This is a genomic window from Polaribacter sp. R2A056_3_33 (assembly GCF_019278485.1).
Classification (GTDB): domain Bacteria; phylum Bacteroidota; class Bacteroidia; order Flavobacteriales; family Flavobacteriaceae; genus Polaribacter.
The window spans coordinates 818,532-842,514 of record NZ_CP058984.1; the positions used below are offsets into that span (position 1 = coordinate 818,532).

Here is a 23,983-nt window from a genome sequence, read left to right on the forward strand (position 1 = left end):
CAACTCTTTAAACAATCAAAATATCTATTATTAATTATTATCTAAAGCTTGTTTTAAATCAGCAATGATATCATCTGCATGCTCTAAACCTACGGAAACACGAACCAAACCATTAGTAATACCAACTTCTAATCTATCTTCTTCAGACAAACGTCCGTGAGTTGTAGAAGATGGATGCGTAACAATAGTTCTTGTATCTCCTAAATTTGCAGACAATGAACACATTTTTATAGCATCTAAAAACTTTCTTCCAGCTTCAATTCCTCCTTTTATCTCAAAGGCAACAATATTTCCTCCTAATTTCATTTGGTTTTTAGCTACTTCATATTGAGGATGCGACTTTAAAAATGGATATTTTACAAGCTCTACATTTTCATTTTCTTCTAAAAAAGAAGCAACTTTCAAAGCATTTTCACAATGTTTTTCTACTCTAATTGATAAGGTTTCTAAACTTTTAGACAAAACCCAAGCATTAAAAGGAGACATTGCTGGTCCTGTATTTCTTGCAAACAAATAGATTTCTCTTAATAAATCTGCTCTACCAACTGTTACTCCACCTAAAACTCTTCCCTGACCATCAATCAATTTTGTTGCAGAATGAATTACCAAATCTGCTCCAAATTTAATTGGCTGTTGAATGTATGGTGTTGCAAAGCAATTGTCAACAATAAAAATAAGATTGTGTTTTTTGGCAATTTTACCAATCACATCTAAATCTAAAATATCCACAGCAGGGTTTGTTGGCGTTTCTATATAAAGAACCTTTGTATTTTCTTGAATCAAACTTTCTATTAAATCTACCTCATCAACCTTAAAATAAGAAGTTTCAATATTCCATTTGGGCAAATATTTAGTAAACATTCCATGTGTTGATCCAAATACAGACCTACAAGAAACAATATGATCTCCGGCACTTAACAACGCTGCAAATGACGAAAATATAGCTGCCATACCTGTTGCAAAAGCATAACCAGCCTCCGCACCTTCCATAGCAACAATTTTATCTACAAATTCTGTAGTATTTGGATTTGTAAAACGACTATACAAGTTACGTTCTTTTTCTTCTGCGAAGGATGAACGCATGTCTTCTGCATCGTCAAAAACAAAACTAGAGGTTAAATATAAAGGTGTAGAATGTTCAGAAAACTGACTTCTTTCTGTTTGACTTCTAATTGCTTCTGTTTCGAAATGTTTACTCATGATTTGTATTGTATTATTGTTAGACCGCTATCGCTTTTTAGAATCAAGAGTTAAGACAAAAAATGGTAATTCCATTCTTTCGCTGCCTTATTCTTGTCTCTTTCAATCTCTTGTTTTTTTTTAAAAAAATCGTAGTTGACTGAAATACAGCCAACTCATAACTACCTACTATTTAATTATTATGCTTTGCTAATCTTAGAATATCACCAAAAACACCTCTTGCAGTAACGCTTGCTCCCGCTCCTGCCCCTTGTATTACAATTGGTTGTTCTCCGTAAGATTCTGTATAAATTTCAAAAATTGCATCAGAACCTTTTAAAGAACCTAATGGAGTGCTTTTATCTGTAGAAACTAATTTCACTTCTAATTTCCCTTTATTTTGCGACAAATCTCCACTTAATTCACCAATATAACGTAAAACATGATTCGGTTCTTGGTTTTCTTTTATCTTTTGATATTCGTCATTCAATAAGTCTAATTTCCCTAAGAAATCAGCAGCAGAACCTTCTCTTAAATTTTTTGGAATTAAATTTTTAATTTCAACTTCATCAAATTCATTTTCTAATTCTAATTCTCTTGCTAAAATTAGTAATTTTCTAGCTACATCATTTCCTCCTAAATCTTCACGAGGGTCTGGCTCTGTAAATCCTTTATCAATTGCTTCTTGCAATGTTTTAGAAAAAGGAACATTTTCCGCAGAAAAAGTATTGAATAAATAACTCAAACTTCCAGAAAACACCCCTCTAATTTTAGTAATATTTTCTCCTGATTCATGCAATAAACGAATGGTATCAATTAAAGGTAAACCTGCACCAACATTGGTTTCATACAAATATTGTTTTTTGTACTCTTTTAACTTTGCTCTTACTTCTTTGTAGAAATCAAAAGACAATGTATTTGCTATTTTATTACAAGAAACTAAATCGAAACCAGCTTCGATAAACGGAATGTAATTACTTACAAAATTGACGCTCGCTGTATTATCTACCGCTATCAAGTTTTCAAAATGGTTTGCTTTTGTAAAAGCGATAATATCATCAACAGTTACATTTTCTTCCCCATTTTCTAATAAATTTTGTTTCCAATCTTTAGAAACTCCATTTTTATTCAGCAATACTTTTTTAGAATTTGCTACAGCAAAAACATTCAATTGAATTTTCCTACGCTCTAAAACAGATTGTGTGTTTTCTATAATTTGATCAATTAAAGTTCCACCAACCAAACCTTTACCAAAAACGGCAATGTTTATTTTTTTAGTAACTCCAAAAACTTGACCATGAATTACATTTACCGCTTTGTGTAATTCGGTTTTTTTAACCACCAAACTCACATTTTTTCCAGTAACCGTATTATTGAATAAAAGTGGTACTATTTGATTTTTAATTAATGCATTATAAGGATGGTGAAATTCACTTAAATCTTGACCAATAATAGAAATCACCGCAACATTACTTACAATAGAAATATGATTTACATCTTGCGAATAAAAATCATTTTCGAATTCTTTTTCTAATGCAGAAACCGCTTCAACCGCTCTATCTGCATCAATAATAAAACCGATTCCTCTTTCTGATGAACCTTGTGCAATTATACTTACACTAATATTACGATCACTTAAAACCTTAAAAATACGAGCATCAACACCCACTTTACCTAATAAACCTCTACCTTCAAAATTCAGTAAAGCAACATTATCTATGGTAGCAATAGATTTAATTCCTTTTGCTGATGAAGATTCTGATGTAATTAAAGTTCCTTTATCTTCTTTATGAAATGTATTTAAAATTCTTAGATTGATATTTTTCTCTAATAACGGAATAATGGTTTTTGCATGTAAAATAGTTGCTCCAAAATTGGCCATTTCATTCGCTTCTGAGAATGATAATTGCTCAATCTTTTTAGCATCTGCAACCAAATCTGGATTTGCTGTAAAAATTCCGCTTACATGTGTATAATTCTGTAACTCATCCGCATCTAAATAATTAGCCAATAAAGCTGCAGTATAATTACTACCATTTCTACCTAAAGTAGTGGTTTCTCCTTTTTTGTTGGATGCTATAAAACCTGTAACAATATTAACTGTTGTGTCATTATTTTTGAAAAAATTAATCACATTTTCTTTAGAAACCGCTGGAATAGGTTGTGCATTTCCAAAGTTTTCATCTGTAATTATTAAAGATCTAGAGTCTACAGCATTTGAAGAAATTTGCTGTTTCTCCAACAAACTAGCTACCAATTTTACAGATAACAATTCTCCTTGAGCTAAAACCTCATCTTTAATTTTATGACTATAATCTCCCAATAAAGAAACACCTTCAAAAATGGTTTCTAATTTAGAAAATTCTTGAGAAAAGTTTACAGAACTATTTGGTTCTGATTGATATGCTTTAAACTTTTCAAACTTTGTTTTATACTCCTTTTTTGACGCTGCCTTATCTAAAATATCTTCTAGTTCGTTTGTAGAATTCCCTCTTGCAGAGGCTACAACGGTTACTTTTATTCCGGCTTTATATTTACTTGCAATAATTTCTATTGCATTTTCTAATCCTTCACCATTGGCTAAAGATTTTCCTCCAAATTTTAAAACTTTCATCTTCTTCTCTCTATAATCTTTATTAAAAATAGGCTCAATAATTTTTTGCAACTGGTCATACTCCATCAAAAATGCATCATGACCATGCACAGAGTTTATTTCATTATACGTAACATTATCTTTTGTTAATGCTAACTTTTTATGTGTTTCTCTGTTTTCTTCCGCAGTAAAAAACAAATCTGAATCCACACCTATAATATGAATATTGGCATCAATTTTATCAAGAATTTCAATATCTTTTTGTCCTCCAATAGTAACATCAATCGTTTTTAATAATTGATTCATTAACTTATAAGAAGATAATTGATATCGTTCTTGCAATGATTTTCCGTGATGTAATAACCAACTTTCTACATCAAAAATATCTGAATCTTGTTTTTTAGATCGATGAAAACGCTCTTTAAAACTTTCTGGAGTTCTGTAGCACAACATAGCGTGCATACGTGCATCATGAACAGGATTGCTAGAATTTACCAGAAATTGTTCTTGAATTTGGCAATTGGCAATTAACCAATCTGTAGATTTCCAATCGGTTGCTATTGGTAAAAAATGTTGTGTTAAATTGTTGTTTAGTACCATCATTTCCCAAGCAATTCCGCCTCCTAAAGAACCTGCAATCAAAGCAAATAGTTTATCAATTTTTAAAATTGATAAACCTTCTAAAAATATCTTTGCAACATCTCTAGCTATAAAGTCTTTATAGTTATCAATTAAAATTCCATCGAAACCATTACCAGGAATATTAAAGGATAAAATGGTATAGGTTTTAGTATTAATCGCCTTTTCATCTCCAACAATATCTCGCCACCAACCTTCTTTACCTGCAACATAAGAGTTACCAGTAAGTGCATGATTTACCAAAATGATAGGAGCTGTCCCTAAATCTTGACCAAAAACCTGGTAACTTAAATTCATTTCCGAAATTAAGGCACCTGATTCTGTAGTAAAATCTTTTATTTTGATATGTTGTAATGGATGTTCCAAATTATTTACTGAATTTTAAATTATTGTCCGTTCGAGCGCAGTTGAGAACTCTTCTATTACAAAAAGTAAAAAAACCTTTCAATTACCCTCGAACAGACATCATTTTATATTTTTGAAAAAGCTGCTGTTAAATCTGCTTTTAAATCTTCTAAATCTTCAATACCAACAGACAATCTAATTAAATCTTGACTTACACCTGCACTTGCTTGTGCCGCTTCATCTAATTGTTGATGCGTTGTACTTGCTGGATGAATTATTAATGATTTAGTATCACCAATATTTGCTAGTAAAGAGAATAATTTGGTATTATCTGCGATTGTTTTTGCTGCTTCAAAACCTCCTTTTACACCAAACGTTACCAAACCACTTTGTCCTTTAGGCAAGTATTTATCTGCTAACGTTTTGTATTTATTACTTTTTAAACCAGGATAGTTTACCCAAGTAACCTCTTCTTGCGCTTCTAACCAAGTTGCCAAAGCCAATGCATTTTCTGAATGTTGCTTAATTCTAACGGGTAAAGTCTCTAAACCTTGAATAATATTAAATGCATTTGTAGGACTTAATGCTGCTCCGAAATCACGTAAACCTTCTAAAATTAATTTAAAAGTAAATGCCGCTGCACCTAAAGCTTCATGATATTTTAAACCATGATACCCTGCAGAAGGCTCTGTAAATTCAGGAAATTTTCCGTTTGCCCAGTTAAAAGTTCCAGCATCAATAATTGCTCCTCCTAAAGAAGTTCCTTGTCCGCCAATGTATTTTGTTAAAGAATGAATTACAAGATTTGCTCCATGTTTAATAGGATTCAATAACGCAGGTGTTGCCACTGTATTGTCAACAATAAAAGGAACCTCTGCTGCTTTTGCATGTTCAGAAATTGCCTCTAAATCTAATACATCTAACTTTGGGTTTCCTAATGATTCTACAAAAAATGCTCTTGTGTTCTCTTGAACTGCAGCTGCAAAATTATCTGGATTATCAGCATCTACAAACGTAGTTGTAATACCTAATCTTGGTAAAGTTACACTTAATAAATTGTAGGTTCCTCCGTATAAACTACTTGAGGCTACAATATGATCTCCTGCTTTTAAAAGCGTTAATAAACCAGTTGCAATTGCTCCTGTACCAGAGGCAAAAACTACGGCTCCAATTCCGCCTTCTACAGCCGCTAAACGATCTTGTAAAATTTGGTTTGTTGGGTTATTTAATCGAGTATAAATAAAGCCTAATTCTTTTAATGAAAAAAGGTTTGCAGCATGTTCTGAGTTGTTAAAAACGTATGATGATGTTTGGTAAATAGGAACTGCTCTTGTACCTCCATTTTGTGTTACATCATGCCCTGCATGTAGTGCGTTTGTTGCTAATTTGTGCGTACTCATTTTTCTATTTTTTTTGAGTTAATAAATGATTAAACCAAAAGTCGAATGCATCAAAAATTTGATGTACTTACTAGAAAAATGTTATTAAGAATTTTACAAATACACGGAAGTGTAATTGTTTATGGGTTATCTATCCAATTTCTGATAAATGAATCTGAAATTAAGTAGAATTTAGCACCTTCTTTTCCTCACGAAAAGGGTTGCTAAGGTTTCAACGGGTCTTTCCCTCCACCTTTCTTGATAACATTTCGATAAGTTATTGAACTTTCTGAATGCAAATATATGTTTAGAAAAATTTAATAACCAAGAAAAAACCGATTTATTTTTTAGAAATATAAATATCACATTAAAACCCCTTGTTTAATAAGTATCAAACAAATAACAAACAATGAAGTTTGTTTTATTGATGATACCATAATAAAATATTATGCTGAAAAATTATGTTATTTGAATTTAAGCTGTAACTTTGCAAAGAATTTTAGAGGAAAAATTTGAACTGATTGCAACCTCTGACGCTGATATTTATATCTGCTGAAACAAAAAATGCTAAAGCAGTAATATTCTACTACTTTCAGCGACTTATGCAATCTCTTTTTATTTTTCTTGATTTCCAATAGGAAGAACACGTTTAAAAAAAATCAATTTTTAATATTAAAAAAGATTTATTATGTCATATTTATTTACCTCAGAAAGTGTTTCTGAAGGACACCCAGACAAAATTGCCGATCAAATTTCTGATGCTTTAATCGATAACTTTTTAGCATTCGACAAATCTAGTAAAGTTGCTTGTGAGACCATGGTAACAACCGGTCAAGTATTTTTAGCAGGAGAAGTAAAATCTAAAACGTATTTAGATGTACAGAAAATTGCTAGAGATGTAATTAACAAAATTGGTTACACCAAAGGTGCCTATATGTTTGATGGAAACTCTTGTGGAGTTTTATCTGCAATCCACGAACAATCTCCAGATATTAACCAAGGTGTTGATAGAGCAAACCCAGAAGAACAAGGTGCAGGAGACCAAGGAATGATGTTTGGTTATGCTACAGATGAAACGGAAAACTATATGCCTTTAGCATTAGAATTATCTCATAGATTGTTAATTGAATTAGCTGCTTTAAGAAGAGAAAATAAAGATATTCCTTATTTACGTCCAGACGCTAAATCTCAAGTAACTATTGAATATTCTGATGATAATGTACCGCAAAGAATTGACGCTATTGTAATTTCTACACAACATGATGATTTTGACAAGTCTGATGATGTGATGTTAGCAAAAATTAAAAAAGACATTGTAGAAATTTTAATACCAAGAGTGGTTGCAAAATTACCTGCTCATCTTCAAAAATTATTTACAGATAACATTACCTACCATATTAACCCAACAGGTGTTTTTGTAATAGGTGGACCTCACGGTGATACTGGTTTAACTGGTAGAAAAATCATTGTTGATACCTACGGAGGAAAAGGAGCTCACGGTGGTGGTGCTTTCTCTGGAAAAGATCCTTCTAAAGTTGATAGATCTGGAGCATATGCAACAAGACATATTGCTAAAAACTTAGTTGCTGCTGGTCTTTGTAAAGAAGTTTTGGTACAAGTTTCTTACGCAATTGGTGTTGCAAAACCAACAAGTATAAATGTTGAAACGTATGGTACAGCTACTGTAGATTTAACTGATGGAGAAATCAGCAAAAAAGTAGAATCCCTTTTTGATATGCGTCCTTATTTTATAGAAAAACGTTTAAAATTAAGAAGCCCTATTTATTCTGAAACTGCTGCTTATGGTCACATGGGTAGAACTCCAGAAGTAAAAACAGTTACATTTACAAATCCTATGGGAGAGACTACCAGCGAAGAAGTAGAAACTTTTACTTGGGAAAAATTAGACTATGTAGATGCAATTAAAGAAGCTTTTAAGTTGTAAAACTTAAAAAATATAATATAAAAAAAGCCTTTAGAATTAATTTTCTAGAGGCTTTTTTTATTGCATATCATTTACTCATATTTAATTTATCTTTATAAAACGAAACGTTTTCAACTCTCTTCTATTGATCAAAAATCAACCTATAAAATTTTACTTTAGTTATTTTTTTCATCAAAATTATTCTTACTTCTAAAATTACATTTTACAAAAATCATATTCTAAGAAACTAGACAGATCAGAAGTCTGGTCTAGCTTAAAACATCTTTAACACTAATTATCAGTCAATTATATGAATTTCAAAAAAAACAGGTGGATGTAATGGCTTTTAATTTAAAATACATATATTTGGGTGCCCAAACTGGTTAACCAAAAATATATGAGCGATTTAAAAACAAACATTACATTTATTATGGGAGTTTCTGGTTGTGGAAAAAGCACCATCGGTCACCTATTATCTAAAGAATTGAATGTTCCTTTTTTTGATGGAGATGACTTTCATCCTGAAAAAAACATTTTAAAAATGTCTAATGGAGAAGCCTTAAATGATGATGATAGATTCGGTTGGTTACAAACATTAAACAAATTAGCAATAGAACAACTAAAAGATAAAGGTTGTATTATAGTTTGTTCTGCATTAAAAGAAAAGTATCGTACTATTTTAAATACAAACATAAAAGATAGTGTAAAGTGGGTTTTTCTTGATGGTTCTTTTGATCAAATTAAAGAAAGAATGAATCAACGAGAAGATCATTTTATGAGTTCTGATTTATTGAAATCTCAATTTGATATTTTAGAAGCACCAAAAAACGCCATTAAAGTAGATATAAGTTTAACGCCTAAAAATATTGTAAAAGTGATTAGTAATGAATTATTAAAAAAATCGGAATTTGGATTATTCGGATTAGGAGTTATGGGGAAAAGTCTTGCTCGAAATCTAGCTAATAAAGGGTTTCATATATCTCTATTCAACAGACATGTTGCAGGTATAGAAGAAGATGTTGCTAAAAATTTTAAAAACGAATTCAAAGAATTATCTACAAGTCTTCCGTTTGATGATATAGCATCTTTTGTAAACTCTCTAGAGAAGCCAAGAAAAATCATGTTAATGGTGAATGCTGGTAAAATTGTAGACAATGTTATTGAAGATCTATTGCCTTTTTTAGAAGATGGAGATATTTTAATAGACGGAGGAAATTCAAACTATAATAAAACAAAAGAACGTTTTGATTATCTAAAAGGCAAAAACATTCATTTTGTTGGCGCTGGAGTTTCTGGTGGAGAAGAAGGTGCATTAAAAGGACCATCTATTATGCCCGGTGGAAGCAAAGAAAGTTATAAAGGTGTACAACCTTTTTTAGAAGCAATCGCAGCTAAAGATGCCAACAACTTACCTTGTTGTACATATATTGGAACAGAAGGAAGTGGTCATTTTGTAAAAATGGTGCATAATGGAATCGAATATGTAGAAATGCAATTGTTGGCAGAAGTGTTTGTAATGCTAAAAGCATTAGGTCATAATCCAGATGAAATAGCAGCCATTTTAGAATCTTGGAAAGAAACAACAAATAGCTACTTATTAGAAATTACCATTGATATTTTAAGAAAAAAAGAAGGTGATGATTGGTTAGTAAACCAAATAATGGATAAGGCAGGTAATAAAGGAACAGGAAACTGGACTACCATAACTACCGCTCAATTAGGAGTACCAAGTTCTATGATTGCTACTGCCCTATTTGCTCGTTATACCTCATTTTATAAAGAGGAAAGAATTGCTGCAAGTAAAAATTTAGAATCTCGAAACAACACTAATTTTAACGTTGCCATTGATGATATTTTAAAAGCATATCAATTTGCAAGAATCATAAATCATTATCAGGGTTTTAAATTGATACAAGAAGCATCTAAAAGCTATCAATGGGATTTAAACTTGAGTGAGTTGTCTAGAGTTTGGACAAACGGTTGTATTATTAGATCTGATTTAATGATAGAATTAGTTACCGTTTTTAAATCTACAGACAATATTTTAACTGACAAAACCATCATTCATAAAATAAAAGCTTTAAAACCTAGTGTTAAAAAAGTGGTTTCTGAAAGTATTTTAAATGAATTACCGATTCCTAACTTTAGTGAATCTATCAATTTCTTAAACAGTTTTGCGATAGCAAATTCATCAGCAAATTTAATACAAGCACAACGAGATTATTTTGGTGCACATACCTACCAAAGAATTAATGACGATTCAAATAAATTCTATCATACTGAATGGAATAATTAACTAAATAAAAACAATTAACTATGACAACACCCCAAAATAAAAAGTCATTCCTACAAAAAATAATAGCAGTTATTTTAGGATTTGGCCCTGGGATTTTCGCCATTGGATATACCATTGGTACAGGTAGTGTAACTTCTATGATTGTTGCAGGTAGTAAATTTAACATGCAACTCTTATGGGTACTTTTAATAAGTTGCCTTTTCTCTGGAGTACTAATGTTTACTTATGGAAATTACGCTTTAATAACAGGAGAAACAGCTCTTTATGGCTTTAAAAAACATTTTAAATATGGTAAAATATTCGCCATTTTAATTATTGTTGGTATCACCTTTGGTCAATGGAACTCATTAATGGGAATTTTAGGTATTTCTGCCAATATTATTTTTGAAATATTAGCCATGAATTTTGAAGGTTTAATCGCCTATAAATATGAAACCGTTTTAATTACTGCAATTGTAATAATTATTACTTTTTACTTATTAATGCTGGTAGGTAGATACACCTTTTTCGAAAAAATACTTGTCATTTTTGTAAGCTTAATGGGGCTTTCATTTATACTTTCCTTATGTTTTGTACAACCACTTTCTATAGATGTAGTTAAAGGTTTAATACCAACAATACCAGACGTAGCAGGCGGTAAAATGCTAGTTGCAGCCTTTGTTGGTACAACAATGGCATCAGCAACTTTTTTATCAAGACCCTTATTTGTAAAAGGAAAAGGATGGACTATAAAAAATTTAGATCAACAAAAAAAGGATTCTATAACTGCAGCAATTTTAATCTTTATTATTAGTGGTGTTATTATGGCAGTCGCTGCGGGTGCATTATATTACCAAGGTAAAGAAGTTACACAAGTTTTAGATATGGCAAATACTTTAGAGCCCGTTGCAGGAAGTTGGGCGGTTTCAATTTTCTTTTTTGGAGCATTAAGTGCTGGTTTATCTTCTATTTTTCCGTGCTTATTAATTGCTCCTTTATTAATTGCCGATTATCAATCTGGAGAACTAGATACCAATTCACGTCAATTTAGAATCATAACTGCAATTGCATGTTTAGTAGCTTTAATAGGTCCTGCTTTTGGAGCAAACCCAATAGAAATTCAAATTTTATCGCAAGTTTTTAATGTGTTTGTTTTACCAATTGTTATTCTAGGAATAATTTTAATCGTAAATAACAAAAAAATAATGCAGGGTTACGAAACAAGTCTATTTGTAAATATAGGATTGTTTGCTTCACTCCTTTTTGCATGCATCATTTCTTATAATGGAATATTAGCTCTTATAGAATATTTTTAATACAAAACACAAATCCCTTTAACACAAAAGAATAATCAATTTCATGAAAATAAGTCTGATAGATACGAACGCAAAGAAAACCTCAGAAAACAGTGTGATTTGCATGATTAGAGATTTAATTAACTCTAAAAATTTAGAACGAGGAGACAAACTACCTTCCGAAAGAATTATGTCGGAAAAGTTTGATATCAAAAGAAATCACATTAGAGAGGCAATCAGAAAGTTAGAGTTTTATGGAATCATAAAATCAATGTCTCAAAGCGGTACTATTTTAAATATTGGATTAACAGGTTTTAACGGAATGGTAGATGAAATTATTTCTTTGAACACTCCAACTTTTAATGAACTCGTAGAAACCAGAATATCATTAGAGTTAAAGACTGTTAGTTTAGCTGCTCAGAGGAGAACAGAGACGGACTTAAAACGAATAAAGGACACCTTAAATGATTTTAAAGCTAAAATTACTGAGGGAGATGATTATTTAGAAGAGGATTTATTATTTCATTTAGCCATCGCAAAAGCAAGTAAAAACAATACAATGATTTCATTAATGCTTTTAATTACGCCTCCTATCCTTGCTACTTACGACAGAAAAACGGTGTGTGAAGGAGATAAATTGATTTCTGAAATAAAAAAACATGAAGATATTTATTTAGCCATAGAGTCTCAAGACCTTGAACTTGCAACGGACATGATGAAACAACATTTTAATAAATTATCTAAACATATTACAAGTAGTGATTCAAAAAAATAAACTTAAATAAAAATAAAATGAACAAAAAAATGATTAAATCGGTATCAACCATCTTTATATTTAGCATTCTATTAATATTAAGTAGTTGTAACAACAAGCCAAAAAAGGCTGATAAAAAAGAAGCTGAAAAAGAAGTTGCAAAAACAGTTTACCCTAGTGACGTTATTCCATTTTTCGATCATTGGAAATTAATATTAGGAGACGGTTCTAATGCTGGAATTGCAAATAATTTTGAAAACAAAGATTTCTTTTACGCTACAAACGATAAAAAAGAAGATTGGGTTGTTTTTAAATCACCTAACAGAGGAAACACACACGGAACGTCAAACAACACAAGAACAGAATTAGCACAAGTAAAAAAGTGGTATCCAAAAACAGCGAATGACAGATTAACCGCTACACTTAAGGTAATGAATGTATCTGCAACTGGAGACGCTCGTGTAGCAGCTTCACATGCCGTTGTTGTTGGTCAAATTCATAGTGCAGACAAACATGAAAACGAACCTCTTAAAATATTTTATAAAAAATACCCTGGTCACACAAAAGGATCTGTGTTTTGGCATTATGAAATAAATACGGCAGGAGACGATAATTCTGGAAGATGGGATTATTCTTATGCTGTTTGGGGTGATGACTTTTCAGTTGTTGGTACAGATGCAAATACACCGCCAGAAGAACCAAAAGACGGCATTGCATTGGGAGAAGAATTTAGTTATGAAATTGAAGTTAAGGATGGAATCATGAACTTAAAATTTACAAGTGAAGGACACGAAACTAAAACATTTACAAAAAACTTAATTGAATCTGAATACACAACAAAAGCAGATATACCAGAACAAACTAAAAAATTATTTGGGCCACTTGGTCAAGATGGTGTAGAACGTAAAGAAGCTTACGCAGGTGAAGGTTGTTTTTTTAAACTTGGTACTTACAATCAAACAAATGGAAAATCTCCAGAAGAAAATAAAAACTGGTGTTCTGGTGCAGAAACACATGGAGGAGATCTTAAAAAACAATATGCAGATGGCAACTATGCAGAAGTTTGGTTTAAAACAGCTAGCATCACTATAAGCAGTAATTCTGTTTCTAACGATGGTTATTTCTCTAAAAATGATTTACTGTACCAAAAAGAAACAAAACACTAAAAGAAATATTTTATTTATTAGTCCATCAAAAAAAATCTAACAGACACAAGAATAACATGAAGAACGATAACAAATTAGTTGGAAAAAACATATTAGTAACAGCTGGTGCTCAAGGAATTGGAGAATCCATCACTAAACATTTTATTGATAATGGTGCACACGTAGCAATCCATTATTTTTCTAGTGCAGATACTGCAAACCAATTAGTAGAATACGCAACTAGTAAAGGACAGAAAGCAATTGCTATTGCAGGAGATTTAACCAAAGAAGCAGATGCTAATAAAGTAGTAGAAAAAACAATAGAAGCATTAGGTGGTTTAGATATTCTAATTAATAATGCAGGATCTCTTGTTGCAAGAAAACTAATAGGAGAAATGGAAGCTGAATTCTGGCATAAAGTAATGGACATTAACATGACCTCTATGATGTTTGTAACAAAAGCTGCAGTACCTCATTTAGCAAAAAATAACCATAGTAGTATTGTTAATTTGGCGTCTCTTGCAGGACGTAAAGGTGGCCACCCAGGATCTTTAGTTTACGCTACCAGTAAAGGTGCTATTCTAACATTTACAAGAGCACTTTCTACCGAATTAGGTCCTCAAGGAACAAGGGTAAATGCCGTTGCTCCAGGACTTATTTTGGGTACTTCTTTCCATAACACACACACAACAAAAGAATCTGCAGCAGAAACTACAGCAGGAATTCCAATTCAAAGAGCTGGTAATGCTGCGGATGTAGCTCGTGCTGTTTTATTTTTAGCATCAGAATATGATGGATTTATTACAGGTGCAACCTTAGATATTAATGGTGGTGTTTACAATATGTAATTATAGCTTTTAATAAGAATTTAAAACACTAGGAACTATACTAATCTCTAGTGTTTTAAATTTAATCAATTAATAAAAAATTAAATTATGTTAAAAACGGCAGTAATACACCCTACAATAATGGAAGTGCTTGCAAGATCAGGTCACTTTGCACAAGTTGTTATCGCAGATGGTAATTTACCAGTTGGAGCAATGACAGGACCAAACTCAACTACAGTACACCTTAATTTTCGTCCAGGGCTTTTAGATGCACTTACCGTTCTAGAAGGCATCCTAGAAGTTTGTCCTATTCAAGGTGCAATCGTTATGGAAAAGCCAGCAGAAGCAAATGCAGAAATTCACCATGAATATAAAAATTTATTGGGTGATGTAACTTGGGATGAAATGGAACGTTATGCTTTTTATGATAAAATTAGAGACCAAAATACCACCCTAATTATTCAAACTGGAGAACAACGTCGTTTTGCAAATTTGATTCTAACTGTTGGTGTTGTTAAAATGGCAGAAGAAAGCAACTTTTAAAAACAAAATACCGAGTGCATTTATAAGAATTATATATCTAAAATAGAAACAAAATGAAAATAACAATCACTAAATCATCTTTACAGTCTTTTTTAATGATAAGCTTAGGTTTATTGTTAATTGGTTGTTCTAATCCAAAGAAAAAAAAAGAGCCATCTAAAGAATTAATAGCAGTCACTTACCCTAGTGATGTATTACCCTTTTTAAATGAATGGAGTATTCTTTGTGGAGATGGTACAAAATATAAAGAATTAGTAGACGTAGATCATAAAGACTTTTTTTATGTAGAAAATGAAAAAGGAACAAATTGGGTAGTGTATAAAACGCCTAACGCTGGTATTACTTCTAGAACATCTAGTAATACAAGAACAGAATTAGGTCAGAAAAAGCATTGGATACCAGAAACAGGTGGTAAATTAACAGGTACCTTAAAAGTACAACATGTTTCTACTTCTGGTGATGCTAGAGTAGCCGCTTCTTACTCTGTTGTAGTAGGACAAATTCATAGTGATGAAGGTCATGAAAATGAACCTATCAAAATATTTTATAAAAAATTTCCTGGCCATACAAAAGGATCTGTTTTCTGGAATTATGAAATTAATACAAAAGGAGATAATTCTGGAAGATGGGATTATTCATCAGCCGTTTGGGGAAATGACATGTCTGTTGTTGGACCTGATGCTACCACATATCCAGAAGAACCTAAAGATGGAATTGAATTAGGTGAGGAATTTAGTTATGAAATTAATGTATATAAAGGTATCATGTATTTAACTTTTACAAGCGAAGGACATGAAACAATTAAGTTTACTAAAAATTTATTAAAATCCGAATTTTCAACAAAAGCAGATATTCCTCAACAAATACTATCACTTTACGCAACAATAGGTCGCGATGGTGTAGAACGTGAAAATGCGTATGCTGGAGAAATAAATTATTTTAAACAAGGTGCATACAATCAAACAAACGGTAAAAACCCTGAAGATAATATTGTTTGGAGCACTGGATCTGAAACTTACAATGGAGATATCGCTAAACAATATGCCAACGGATGCTATGCAGAAGTTTGGTTTAGAGAAGGAACTGTAGGAGAAGGTACTTTACCTGATGAGGAATAATATCAATTTTGAATTAATAACTTCATTATAAAAAAGGATCAACTTATTATATTTATTTAAAGCTCAGAATACACTTCATTGGTGTTTTGAGCTTTTTTTATGACTAAAAATAAAGTCTAAATACAATTAAACCTTCATCAATTACAACTTACTACTCTGATAAATATCATTACATTATTCTTAATAGGAAAGAATATAATCATCTTAATATCTAATATTCTCGAATATAAAACGTGTACAAACTATTAAATAAGATACCGCCTTATTTGGTAATCATCTTTTATTAAGGGTAAACAATTCAACAAATTCTCTTTAGTTTTCAACTTTCTTCAGTGCTTAACACCTAAAATCACTGGTTAACTGCTATATGTTATCAGTAAAACCATTTACAATCCTTAACAGATAACAAAACCAATAACATCTTTTAAGATAACTTTTATACATGTTTAAAAATAAAGACTAAAACAAACCATGTGCTATATTAATAATATTACAAAATAATTTTATTAGAATACAAAAAAAGGGTTGCAACTTTTAAAAGTTGCAACCCTTAGTAAAAAACCAATTTAAAAAACTTAATTATTAGTAACCTGCATTTTGAGTAATTACTCCATTGGTTGCTGTTATTTCTGAGGTTGGAATTGGAAATACATAATAGTTAGGATTAACTGATAATCCCATTTCAGCATCAACTGTACCTGTTCTTACCAAATCGAACCATCTATGTCCTTCTAAAGCTAACTCTAACCTTCTTTCATTTGCAATTGCTTCTCTAACATCTGCTTGAGAACTGATTGTACCTGTTAGACTACTTAAACCTGCTCTACTTCTTATATCATCTAACATAGGAAGTACAGTGCTTGCAGGAGAACTCGTTTCGTTTAAAGCTTCTGCATACATTAGTATCACATCAGACAATCTCATTTCAATAAAATCTTGTTCTAAACCTCCTGTATATTTTACAGCTACTCCATTAGCAGCATCAACTGTTAACGCTTTTCTTAAGTCTGTATTTCCATCAGCTGCACTACTAGCATCAAATGCAGCAGTTAAACGTGGGTCTAACGGTGTAAGAGATTTTGTATCAGCTCCTTCAAACCATCCTACAAATGTAGAAGATATAGAAGAACCATCAGCAATTGAAACAGAGGTTGATAATTGAGTTGCAAATAATCTTTCTGAACTTAAATCAGTTACAACATCTTCAAAGTTAGCTTCTAAACTAACACCTGCTGCAGATGCACCACTTACAACAGCTGCAAGCTCTGTTACTGCACTCGTAAAATTATTTCTGTGCATATATACTTTTCCTAAAAATGCACGTGCAGCAATTTGTGTTGCTCTACCTTCTTCTAATCCAGAATTGTCTAAACCTGCTATAGCGTCTTGAAAATCTGGAATAATTACATTATTATAAATGTCTTCAGTCGGTTGTCTCTCCAAAATAGATAAATCTGAAGTACTTGGCGTAGCAGATAAATTTACTGCAACATCACCAAAAATTGTTACAAGTTTAAAATAAGATAAACCTCTTAAAAACTTTGCTTCTGCTACCTCTGTAGACTCCGATGAGTTTTCTATTACATTGTTTGCACTTAAGATTGACTTGTACAAGTTTGTATAAATTGGATTAAAAAAGGCTTCTGTCATATCTCCACCTGATAAATCTGGATTATAGGTATCTAAAGATGTAAATGGGTCTTCTAACATTAACATGTTGTCTGCTCTAAAATCACCTAAAACTACTTGTGACATTGCAACTCCTGTATGATAATAATATGCTGCATTTAAAACAGGACCATATACTTCTAAATTACTTGATTCTAAATCTAAAGCTGGTGTTTGTTCTAAGTCATTATCGCATGATGTAAATAACATCATCGCTGTTAATACTATATATATAGTTTTCATTTTTCTCATTTTTTCTTAATTAAAAATTAACATTTAATCCAAAAGTAAAACTTCTAACAATTGGACTTGCACCTTCTTGGTATCCGTAAGTTGTTGGACCTCCATAGTTACTATTTTCAGTCTCTATCCCTTCAGGATTAAATGAAGTATAATCATTACCCATTATATATAACAAATTTGTACCTGCAAGATATAATCTCAATGAGCCAATCCCCATTTTACTTGTAAAATCTGAATTAAGAGTATAACCGATAGTAAGGTTTCTTAGTGCGATGTATGAGGCATCTTGAATTAATGCACCATGTACATCTCTAGTTTGTAAATAATGTTTACCATTATTATCAGCAATACCGTCACTATTAGCATCAAAAGCAGTGTTTGTTGCATCACGGAATTGAGATTGCCAATAGATAGGATCTATATTATATAATTCTGCCCCTTGAGATCCTTGTAACTGGAATGATAAATCAAATTCTTTATAATTCATATTACTTGATACTCCCCAATAAAAATCTGGAGTAGCAGAACCTAACTTTACGTAATCATCTTCATACGTTATTTGACCATCATTATTTTGATCTACTACGTATTGTACACCACTAGTATAACCTATAGATCTTGTTGGGTCTTCTATATAAATAGATTCTACTTGACCTGCGCTTTCATATCCCCACATTTCACCAAGTTCTCCACCAACATAATTTCTAAACTCAACACCTCTACCACTAGGACCTCCATATATTTGACGAGGTAATTCGTCTACAGCTCCTAAACTTGTAATTTCTGAATTAACAGTAGATAAATTCGCTCCCATACTCCAAGTAAACTCATCATTTTGGATAATTCTAGCATTTAATTCTAACTCTAAACCAGAACTAGTAATATCTCCACGGTTAAGTCTAACCTGATCTGTACCAAGAACTTCAGAAACACTTTGTTGAATCAACATGTTATTCACATCTGATGTATAATAGTCTACACTAAATTTTAAACGATTGTCTAAAAATCCTGTGTCAACACCATAATTAGTTTCTTTATTTGTTTGCCAAGTTAAATCAGCATTTGCAACCTCATCAGGAATTAAAAATCCTGTACCAAAAGCAGTTGATGAAGTACCTAAAACACTTAATGAACTGTAAGAACCTAAATCAGATGAAGTTCCTAAAGATCCCATACTAAATCTAAGTTTTAATGTACTTAATGTTTCATTGTCTTGTAAAAAATCTTCTTTATGTACATTCCAACCTAAAGAAACTGCTGGAAATACTGCATATTTTTCATTAGCTCCAAAACGAGAATCACCATCTCTTCTAACAGATGCAGATACTAAATATTTATCGTCATATGCATAAGCAACTCTACCAAAAATACCTCTTCTTGCTTGCACTTCATCAATTCTGTTAGATACTACATCTTCAGCATTAAATAAAGAATAATTTAAAGGTAAACTAATTGGCACATTTGATCCATAAGATTCTAAACCTTTAAATTTTGTACTTACAAGTTCAACTCCAACTACAGCAGAAAGATCATGCTTATCAGCTATTACTGTTGCGTAATCTAAAGTAGTTGTACTTAAAATGGTAGATTTTTTAATATCTGAAATATCTAAAGCAGTCTGATTAGAACGTTGTTGACCATCTGATAATATTCCTCTATAATAATACAACTGTACATCTTGTACATCTGCTCCAAAAATGGTTTTGATATTTAACCCATCAGTTATTTCATACTGTAAATAAGAACTTACATTACCATAAAATGTTTTTTTGGTTCTTTCTGAATTATCAAATTTAGCAGCTACACCTGCATCACCTGTTCCTCCAATACCATTCTGATTTCTACCATATTGCCAATCATGAGCAACATCACCTGGCTGTAAATCATAAATACTTGTAGCATCTAAACCTATACCTCTATAATCTTGGTCAAATGAACGACCAATATTATTACCTGTAAAACCAGAGTCTGCTAATGCTTGTCTTCTAGTATCTAATTCTTGAACAAAATCAATTGAAGATTGCGTATGGTAAATAGGACTAATACTATATGCTCTTAAAAGATCTCTCATTTCCCAAGGCACAATATCTTGGTTACCATAAAACCCATTCATACTTAATCCTGCCTTAAATTTATCATTCAAATTAGCATCAATATTCATACGTCCATTAAATCTTTCATAACCTTGTCCTTTAACAATACCTTCAGTATTTAAATATCCTACAGAAGCAAACGCTTTTATATTTTCTGATCCACCACTCACGCTAAAATCGTGACTAGTTGTAGAACCATCTTGGAAAAGCCAATCTTCTATACTAACAACATCTGGTGCATTCTCATAAGCCCATAATCTATAATCTAATAATCCAGCATCTGTTTGTGTAAGATCATAAGCATCTGTCTGCAATTCTTTTGCCCACTCTCCAGAAGTTTTAAGCATATCAATGTCTTTCACATATTTTCTAGAAACACTTGTATAGGCATTATAACTGAAATTTAATTTCCCTGTCTTTCCTTTTTTAGTAGTAATTAAAATTACACCATTTGCACCCAAAGAACCATAAATGGCAGCAGAAGCAGCATCCTTTAATACTTCCATGCTCTCAATATCATTTGGATTAACTGTTGCTAAATTTCCAGAAATAGGAAATCCATCTACAACAATTAATGGATCTGAATTACTTGAAAGAGATGATCCTGTTCTAATTTGAATTTTTGGATCTGAACCTGGCTCTCCACTTTGGTTTTGAATTAAAACACCAGATAACTTACCTGTTAAAGCCTCATCTACACGCGCAACTTGAACAGATGCAAGGTCTTCTCCACCTATTTTAGAAATTGAACCTGTAAGGTGAGATTTTTTACTAGTACCATAACCTACCACAATAATCTCATCAAGTGCACTAGCATCTTCTACTAAATTTACATTGATATTATTTCTATTGTCTACTTTTACTTCTAGCGCAGCAAAACCTAAATAGCTAAAAACTAAAGTAGCATCTCCATTAGAAACTGTTAAAGAATAGTTTCCATCAAAATCTGTTGAAGTACCATTTGTTGTTCCTTTCTCTTGAATACTAACCCCAGGTAGCAAGCCTTCACTTACACCTCCTGTTACAGTACCTGTTACTTTTTGCTGAGAAAAAGCAAAAAGCGATGCTAACAAAAAGAAGCATGTACTTAATTTTTTAATAATGTTGTGTTTCGACATAATAAAATTTAATTTTAATTAATTAAAGAGTTATATTTTTAATTGGTAATCCAATTTGGTCACCCAAACTGGTTAACCAATATGGTTTTTCAAATATACAATTATATTTGAATTAACAATATATTAACTCTAAAATATTCTAAATTAACCTCTAAAAACTTCAACAACTTTCAATGAAACACATAAACACCACTATTACAAAGAGATGACATTAATTTACACAAATAAAAAAATGAGCTATTATTGAGGTAATTTTAACCAATATCAACGTTTTTAAAACCATTTAAGAGTTCTGTTGACGATCAGTTGAACGCATAATTAAAAGAATAAATCTCGCAGACTGAACTTAATTATCCTAAGAAATAATATGATTATGTAATTTTTTGATTTTTTTATTAAAATCTAATCTTAATAATCACATTGTAGATAACATAAATTGTTCATTAAGTACAAACACTTTTTAAAGAGTGAGAAACACACAATAGCCATTTGATTTTGTGCGACAAACATATTTGTAAACAGGAGCGTGATTAGAATTACAAAGGATATGGTAATAATTTTCTTAAACTTTTACATCTAAAATTCAATAGAAGGGTAAACTAAAAATTGTAAAGAATTCTTTAAAATTAAATACACAACTAGTATTTACAATAATTTCTAATGCTAAAATTAGAACAAAAAAAAACTCCTTTACATATGATGTAAAGGAGTTGTATATAAAAAAATATCTAATTAGATACCTAATGCTTGACCACCACCAATTTGGATAGTTTCTGCAGTAATAAAAGCAGCATCTTTACTAGCTAAGAAAGCAACTACACCTGCCACATCTTCTGGCTGACCTAATCTTCCTAACATAATACTATTTGCCCAAGAAGCAAAAACTTCTGGCTTAGTAGCTTTAATTTGAGCATGAAAAGGAGTATCAATAGTACCAGGAGATACTGCATTTACTCTAATACCATATTCTGCTAAATCTTTTGCTAACGCTCTTGTTATTGCATGAACACCTGCTTTAGAAGTACCATAGATTCCTGCTCCTGGTCCACCTGCATTCCAACCAGCGTTAGAAGTATAGTTAACGATTGAAGCATTGTCACTTTTCTTAAGAAAAGGGATTGCTGCTCTAGAAGCAAAAAATGCTGAATCTAAGTTTAAAGCCATTACAAATCTGTAAAATTCAGTTGTCATTTCTTCAAATCTAGATCTACCACCTAAACCACCTGCGTTATTAACTAACACATCAATTTTACCAAACTTTTCACCAATTTTATTGATGTTTGCAGTTACTTCTTCTTCTTTAGTAACATCAAAACCATAGTATTCTGCAGTAATTCCTTCTGCAGTTAACTCTTCTACTCTTTTAGCTCCTGCTTCATCTTCTATACCGTTTAATATAACAGTATAACCATCTTTTCCTAATCTTTTTGCTACTGCAAAACCAATTCCTCCTGTTGCTCCAGTAATTACAGCAACCTTGTTGTTTAATGTACTCATTTAAATTATTTTTAAATATTAATTATGTTATATTAAATTTTTGTAATCGACTTAACTTTTGGTATAAATACCCAAACACTTACTAAAGTTAAGATAGCTAATCCAGCACCAATAACAAATGCAGGTGTATAATTACCACCACTTGTTAACCAAGGCACTAAATATGTTAAACCAGCAGCAGTCAGTTTAGCAGCCATACCAGAAAGTCCAGATAATGTACCTACTGTTTTTCCACTAAAAAGATCACTTGTTAAAGTTTGAACATTTCCAATCGCTGTTTGAAATCCGAATAAAATAACAGCCATAATAATTACTGCAGTTGTTGGTCCTCCAGGACTAGCCATAGCCAATAATGCTGGTAACATTATTAGACAACCTAATGTAATTATCATTTTTCTGGTCTTGTTAATAGTCCATCCTTTTTTAAGTCTGTTTTGTGCCAAAAGACCACCAAACCAAGCTCCTAACATAGCTCCTGCATAAGGTACCCAACCATAAAGTCCGATAGATTTTACATCCATACCATACACTTCATTTAAATAGATTGGTATCCAAAAAACAAACAACCACCAGATAGGATCAATAAATGCTGATGCTAATATTACACCCCAACTTTCTTTATGACCTAATAACTCTTTTGTATCTGGATTGTATTCTTGATCATTTACTCCATCTCCATCAAAATCTTCATTCTTTTGACCTGTTAAGATATAATCACGCTCTTCATCTGTAATCCATGGGTGATTTATTGGTGGCGCTTTTACTAAAATTAACCAAGGCACCAACCATAGTAAACCTGCTAAACCAATTAAAATAAATATACCTTTCCAACTAAAATACACTGTTAAAAAAGCAATTAACGGAATGGAAATAATTCCACCTATCGCAGCTCCTGAGTTAAAGATACCTTGTGCAAGTGCACGTTCTTTAGTAGGAAACCATTCTGCATTTCCCTTTGTAGCACCTGGCCAGTTTCCTGCTTCAGAAACTCCTAAGATTGCACGGAATATACCAAAACTTAAAACTCCTTGAGCAAATGCGTGTAATGCTGTAGCAACAGACCACACACCAATAGACAAAACAAACCCGAATCGTGTACCTACCCAATCAAATATTTTCCCAAATATTGCTTGTCCGAAAGCATAAGAAAATACGAAAATAATTGAAATAAGAGCATAAATTGCTTTCGTTTCATCAGCTGTATGCCCGGGATATAAATCCTTGGCTATTTCTGGCCAAAGGACACTTAATGATGTTCGGTCAATGTAATTAATAATAGTAGCTATAGCAATCAATGCGACGACCCACCAACGTAATCCTTTTACTTTCATTTTATATACTTATTTAA

The 23,983-nt window shown here is 31.8% G+C and carries 15 protein-coding genes and 1 riboswitch; of the genes, 8 read left to right on the forward strand and 7 right to left on the reverse strand.

Annotation, left to right across the window (positions count from 1 at the left end; all coding sequences use genetic code 11):
- Nucleotides 1–30: 30 nt before the first annotated feature.
- The 3 genes from H0I29_RS03510 to H0I29_RS03520 all read right to left on the reverse strand — a co-directional run bounded on the left by H0I29_RS03510 (nucleotide 31) and on the right by H0I29_RS03520 (nucleotide 6,156).
- The gene (locus H0I29_RS03510; protein WP_218754440.1) at nucleotides 31–1,200 is read right to left on the reverse strand and encodes an O-succinylhomoserine sulfhydrylase; all 1,170 of its coding nucleotides are present in this window, start codon (nucleotides 1,198–1,200) and stop codon (nucleotides 31–33) included.
- Nucleotides 1,201–1,372: 172 nt separating this feature from the next.
- The gene (gene thrA / locus H0I29_RS03515) at nucleotides 1,373–4,777 is read right to left on the reverse strand and encodes a bifunctional aspartate kinase/homoserine dehydrogenase I (protein WP_218754441.1); all 3,405 of its coding nucleotides are present in this window, start codon (nucleotides 4,775–4,777) and stop codon (nucleotides 1,373–1,375) included.
- Between the two features lie 104 nt (nucleotides 4,778–4,881).
- Nucleotides 4,882–6,156 carry an O-acetylhomoserine aminocarboxypropyltransferase/cysteine synthase family protein gene (locus H0I29_RS03520; RefSeq protein ID WP_218754442.1) on the reverse strand — a complete coding sequence of 425 codons (1,275 nt, stop codon included), beginning with the start codon at nucleotides 6,154–6,156 and terminating at the stop codon, nucleotides 4,882–4,884.
- A 123-nt stretch (nucleotides 6,157–6,279) separates the two neighbouring features.
- Nucleotides 6,280–6,403, reverse strand: a riboswitch (SAM riboswitch).
- 420 nt (nucleotides 6,404–6,823) lie between these two features.
- On the opposite strand from H0I29_RS03520, the gene metK reads away from it, so the two are divergent.
- The 8 genes from metK (at nucleotide 6,824) to H0I29_RS03560 (ending at nucleotide 16,016) form a co-directional block, all read left to right on the forward strand.
- A complete protein-coding gene (metK, locus tag H0I29_RS03525) occupies nucleotides 6,824–8,080 on the forward strand; it encodes a methionine adenosyltransferase (RefSeq protein WP_208891070.1) in 1,257 nt (418 codons plus the stop codon).
- Between the two features lie 376 nt (nucleotides 8,081–8,456).
- Nucleotides 8,457–10,355 carry an NADP-dependent phosphogluconate dehydrogenase gene (gene gndA, locus H0I29_RS03530; RefSeq protein ID WP_218754443.1) on the forward strand — a complete coding sequence of 633 codons (1,899 nt, stop codon included), beginning with the start codon at nucleotides 8,457–8,459 and terminating at the stop codon, nucleotides 10,353–10,355.
- A 20-nt stretch (nucleotides 10,356–10,375) separates the two neighbouring features.
- A complete protein-coding gene (locus tag H0I29_RS03535; RefSeq protein ID WP_218731422.1) occupies nucleotides 10,376–11,650 on the forward strand; it encodes an Nramp family divalent metal transporter in 1,275 nt (424 codons plus the stop codon).
- Nucleotides 11,651–11,693: 43 nt separating this feature from the next.
- Nucleotides 11,694–12,404 carry a FadR/GntR family transcriptional regulator gene (locus H0I29_RS03540; protein ID WP_218731424.1) on the forward strand — a complete coding sequence of 237 codons (711 nt, stop codon included), beginning with the start codon at nucleotides 11,694–11,696 and terminating at the stop codon, nucleotides 12,402–12,404.
- A gap of 29 nt (nucleotides 12,405–12,433) precedes the next feature.
- Nucleotides 12,434–13,549, forward strand: a complete 1,116-nt coding sequence (locus tag H0I29_RS03545) for a polysaccharide lyase family 7 protein (protein WP_254712693.1) — start codon at nucleotides 12,434–12,436, stop codon at nucleotides 13,547–13,549.
- A gap of 56 nt (nucleotides 13,550–13,605) precedes the next feature.
- Complete coding sequence (locus H0I29_RS03550; protein ID WP_218731427.1) at nucleotides 13,606–14,376, forward strand: SDR family NAD(P)-dependent oxidoreductase; 771 nt, start codon at nucleotides 13,606–13,608, stop codon at nucleotides 14,374–14,376.
- A gap of 87 nt (nucleotides 14,377–14,463) precedes the next feature.
- Nucleotides 14,464–14,898 (forward strand): RbsD/FucU domain-containing protein, encoded by a 435-nt coding sequence (locus tag H0I29_RS03555; RefSeq protein ID WP_218731428.1) that lies wholly within the window; start codon nucleotides 14,464–14,466, stop codon nucleotides 14,896–14,898.
- A 53-nt stretch (nucleotides 14,899–14,951) separates the two neighbouring features.
- Nucleotides 14,952–16,016 (forward strand): polysaccharide lyase family 7 protein, encoded by a 1,065-nt coding sequence (locus tag H0I29_RS03560; protein ID WP_218754445.1) that lies wholly within the window; start codon nucleotides 14,952–14,954, stop codon nucleotides 16,014–16,016.
- A 582-nt stretch (nucleotides 16,017–16,598) separates the two neighbouring features.
- Here H0I29_RS03560 and H0I29_RS03565 read toward each other — a convergent pair.
- From H0I29_RS03565 to H0I29_RS03580, 4 genes are all read right to left on the reverse strand, one after another.
- On the reverse strand, nucleotides 16,599–17,927 hold the full coding sequence (locus tag H0I29_RS03565; protein ID WP_218731431.1) for a RagB/SusD family nutrient uptake outer membrane protein: 1,329 nt from the start codon (nucleotides 17,925–17,927) through the stop codon (nucleotides 16,599–16,601).
- Nucleotides 17,928–17,946: 19 nt separating this feature from the next.
- Complete coding sequence (locus tag H0I29_RS03570) at nucleotides 17,947–21,138, reverse strand: TonB-dependent receptor (RefSeq protein ID WP_218754446.1); 3,192 nt, start codon at nucleotides 21,136–21,138, stop codon at nucleotides 17,947–17,949.
- Nucleotides 21,139–21,870: 732 nt separating this feature from the next.
- Nucleotides 21,871–22,635, reverse strand: a complete 765-nt coding sequence (locus H0I29_RS03575) for an SDR family NAD(P)-dependent oxidoreductase (protein ID WP_165733151.1) — start codon at nucleotides 22,633–22,635, stop codon at nucleotides 21,871–21,873.
- A 32-nt stretch (nucleotides 22,636–22,667) separates the two neighbouring features.
- A complete protein-coding gene (locus H0I29_RS03580) occupies nucleotides 22,668–23,966 on the reverse strand; it encodes an MFS transporter (RefSeq protein ID WP_218731434.1) in 1,299 nt (432 codons plus the stop codon).
- Between the last annotated feature and the right edge of the window lie 17 nt (nucleotides 23,967–23,983).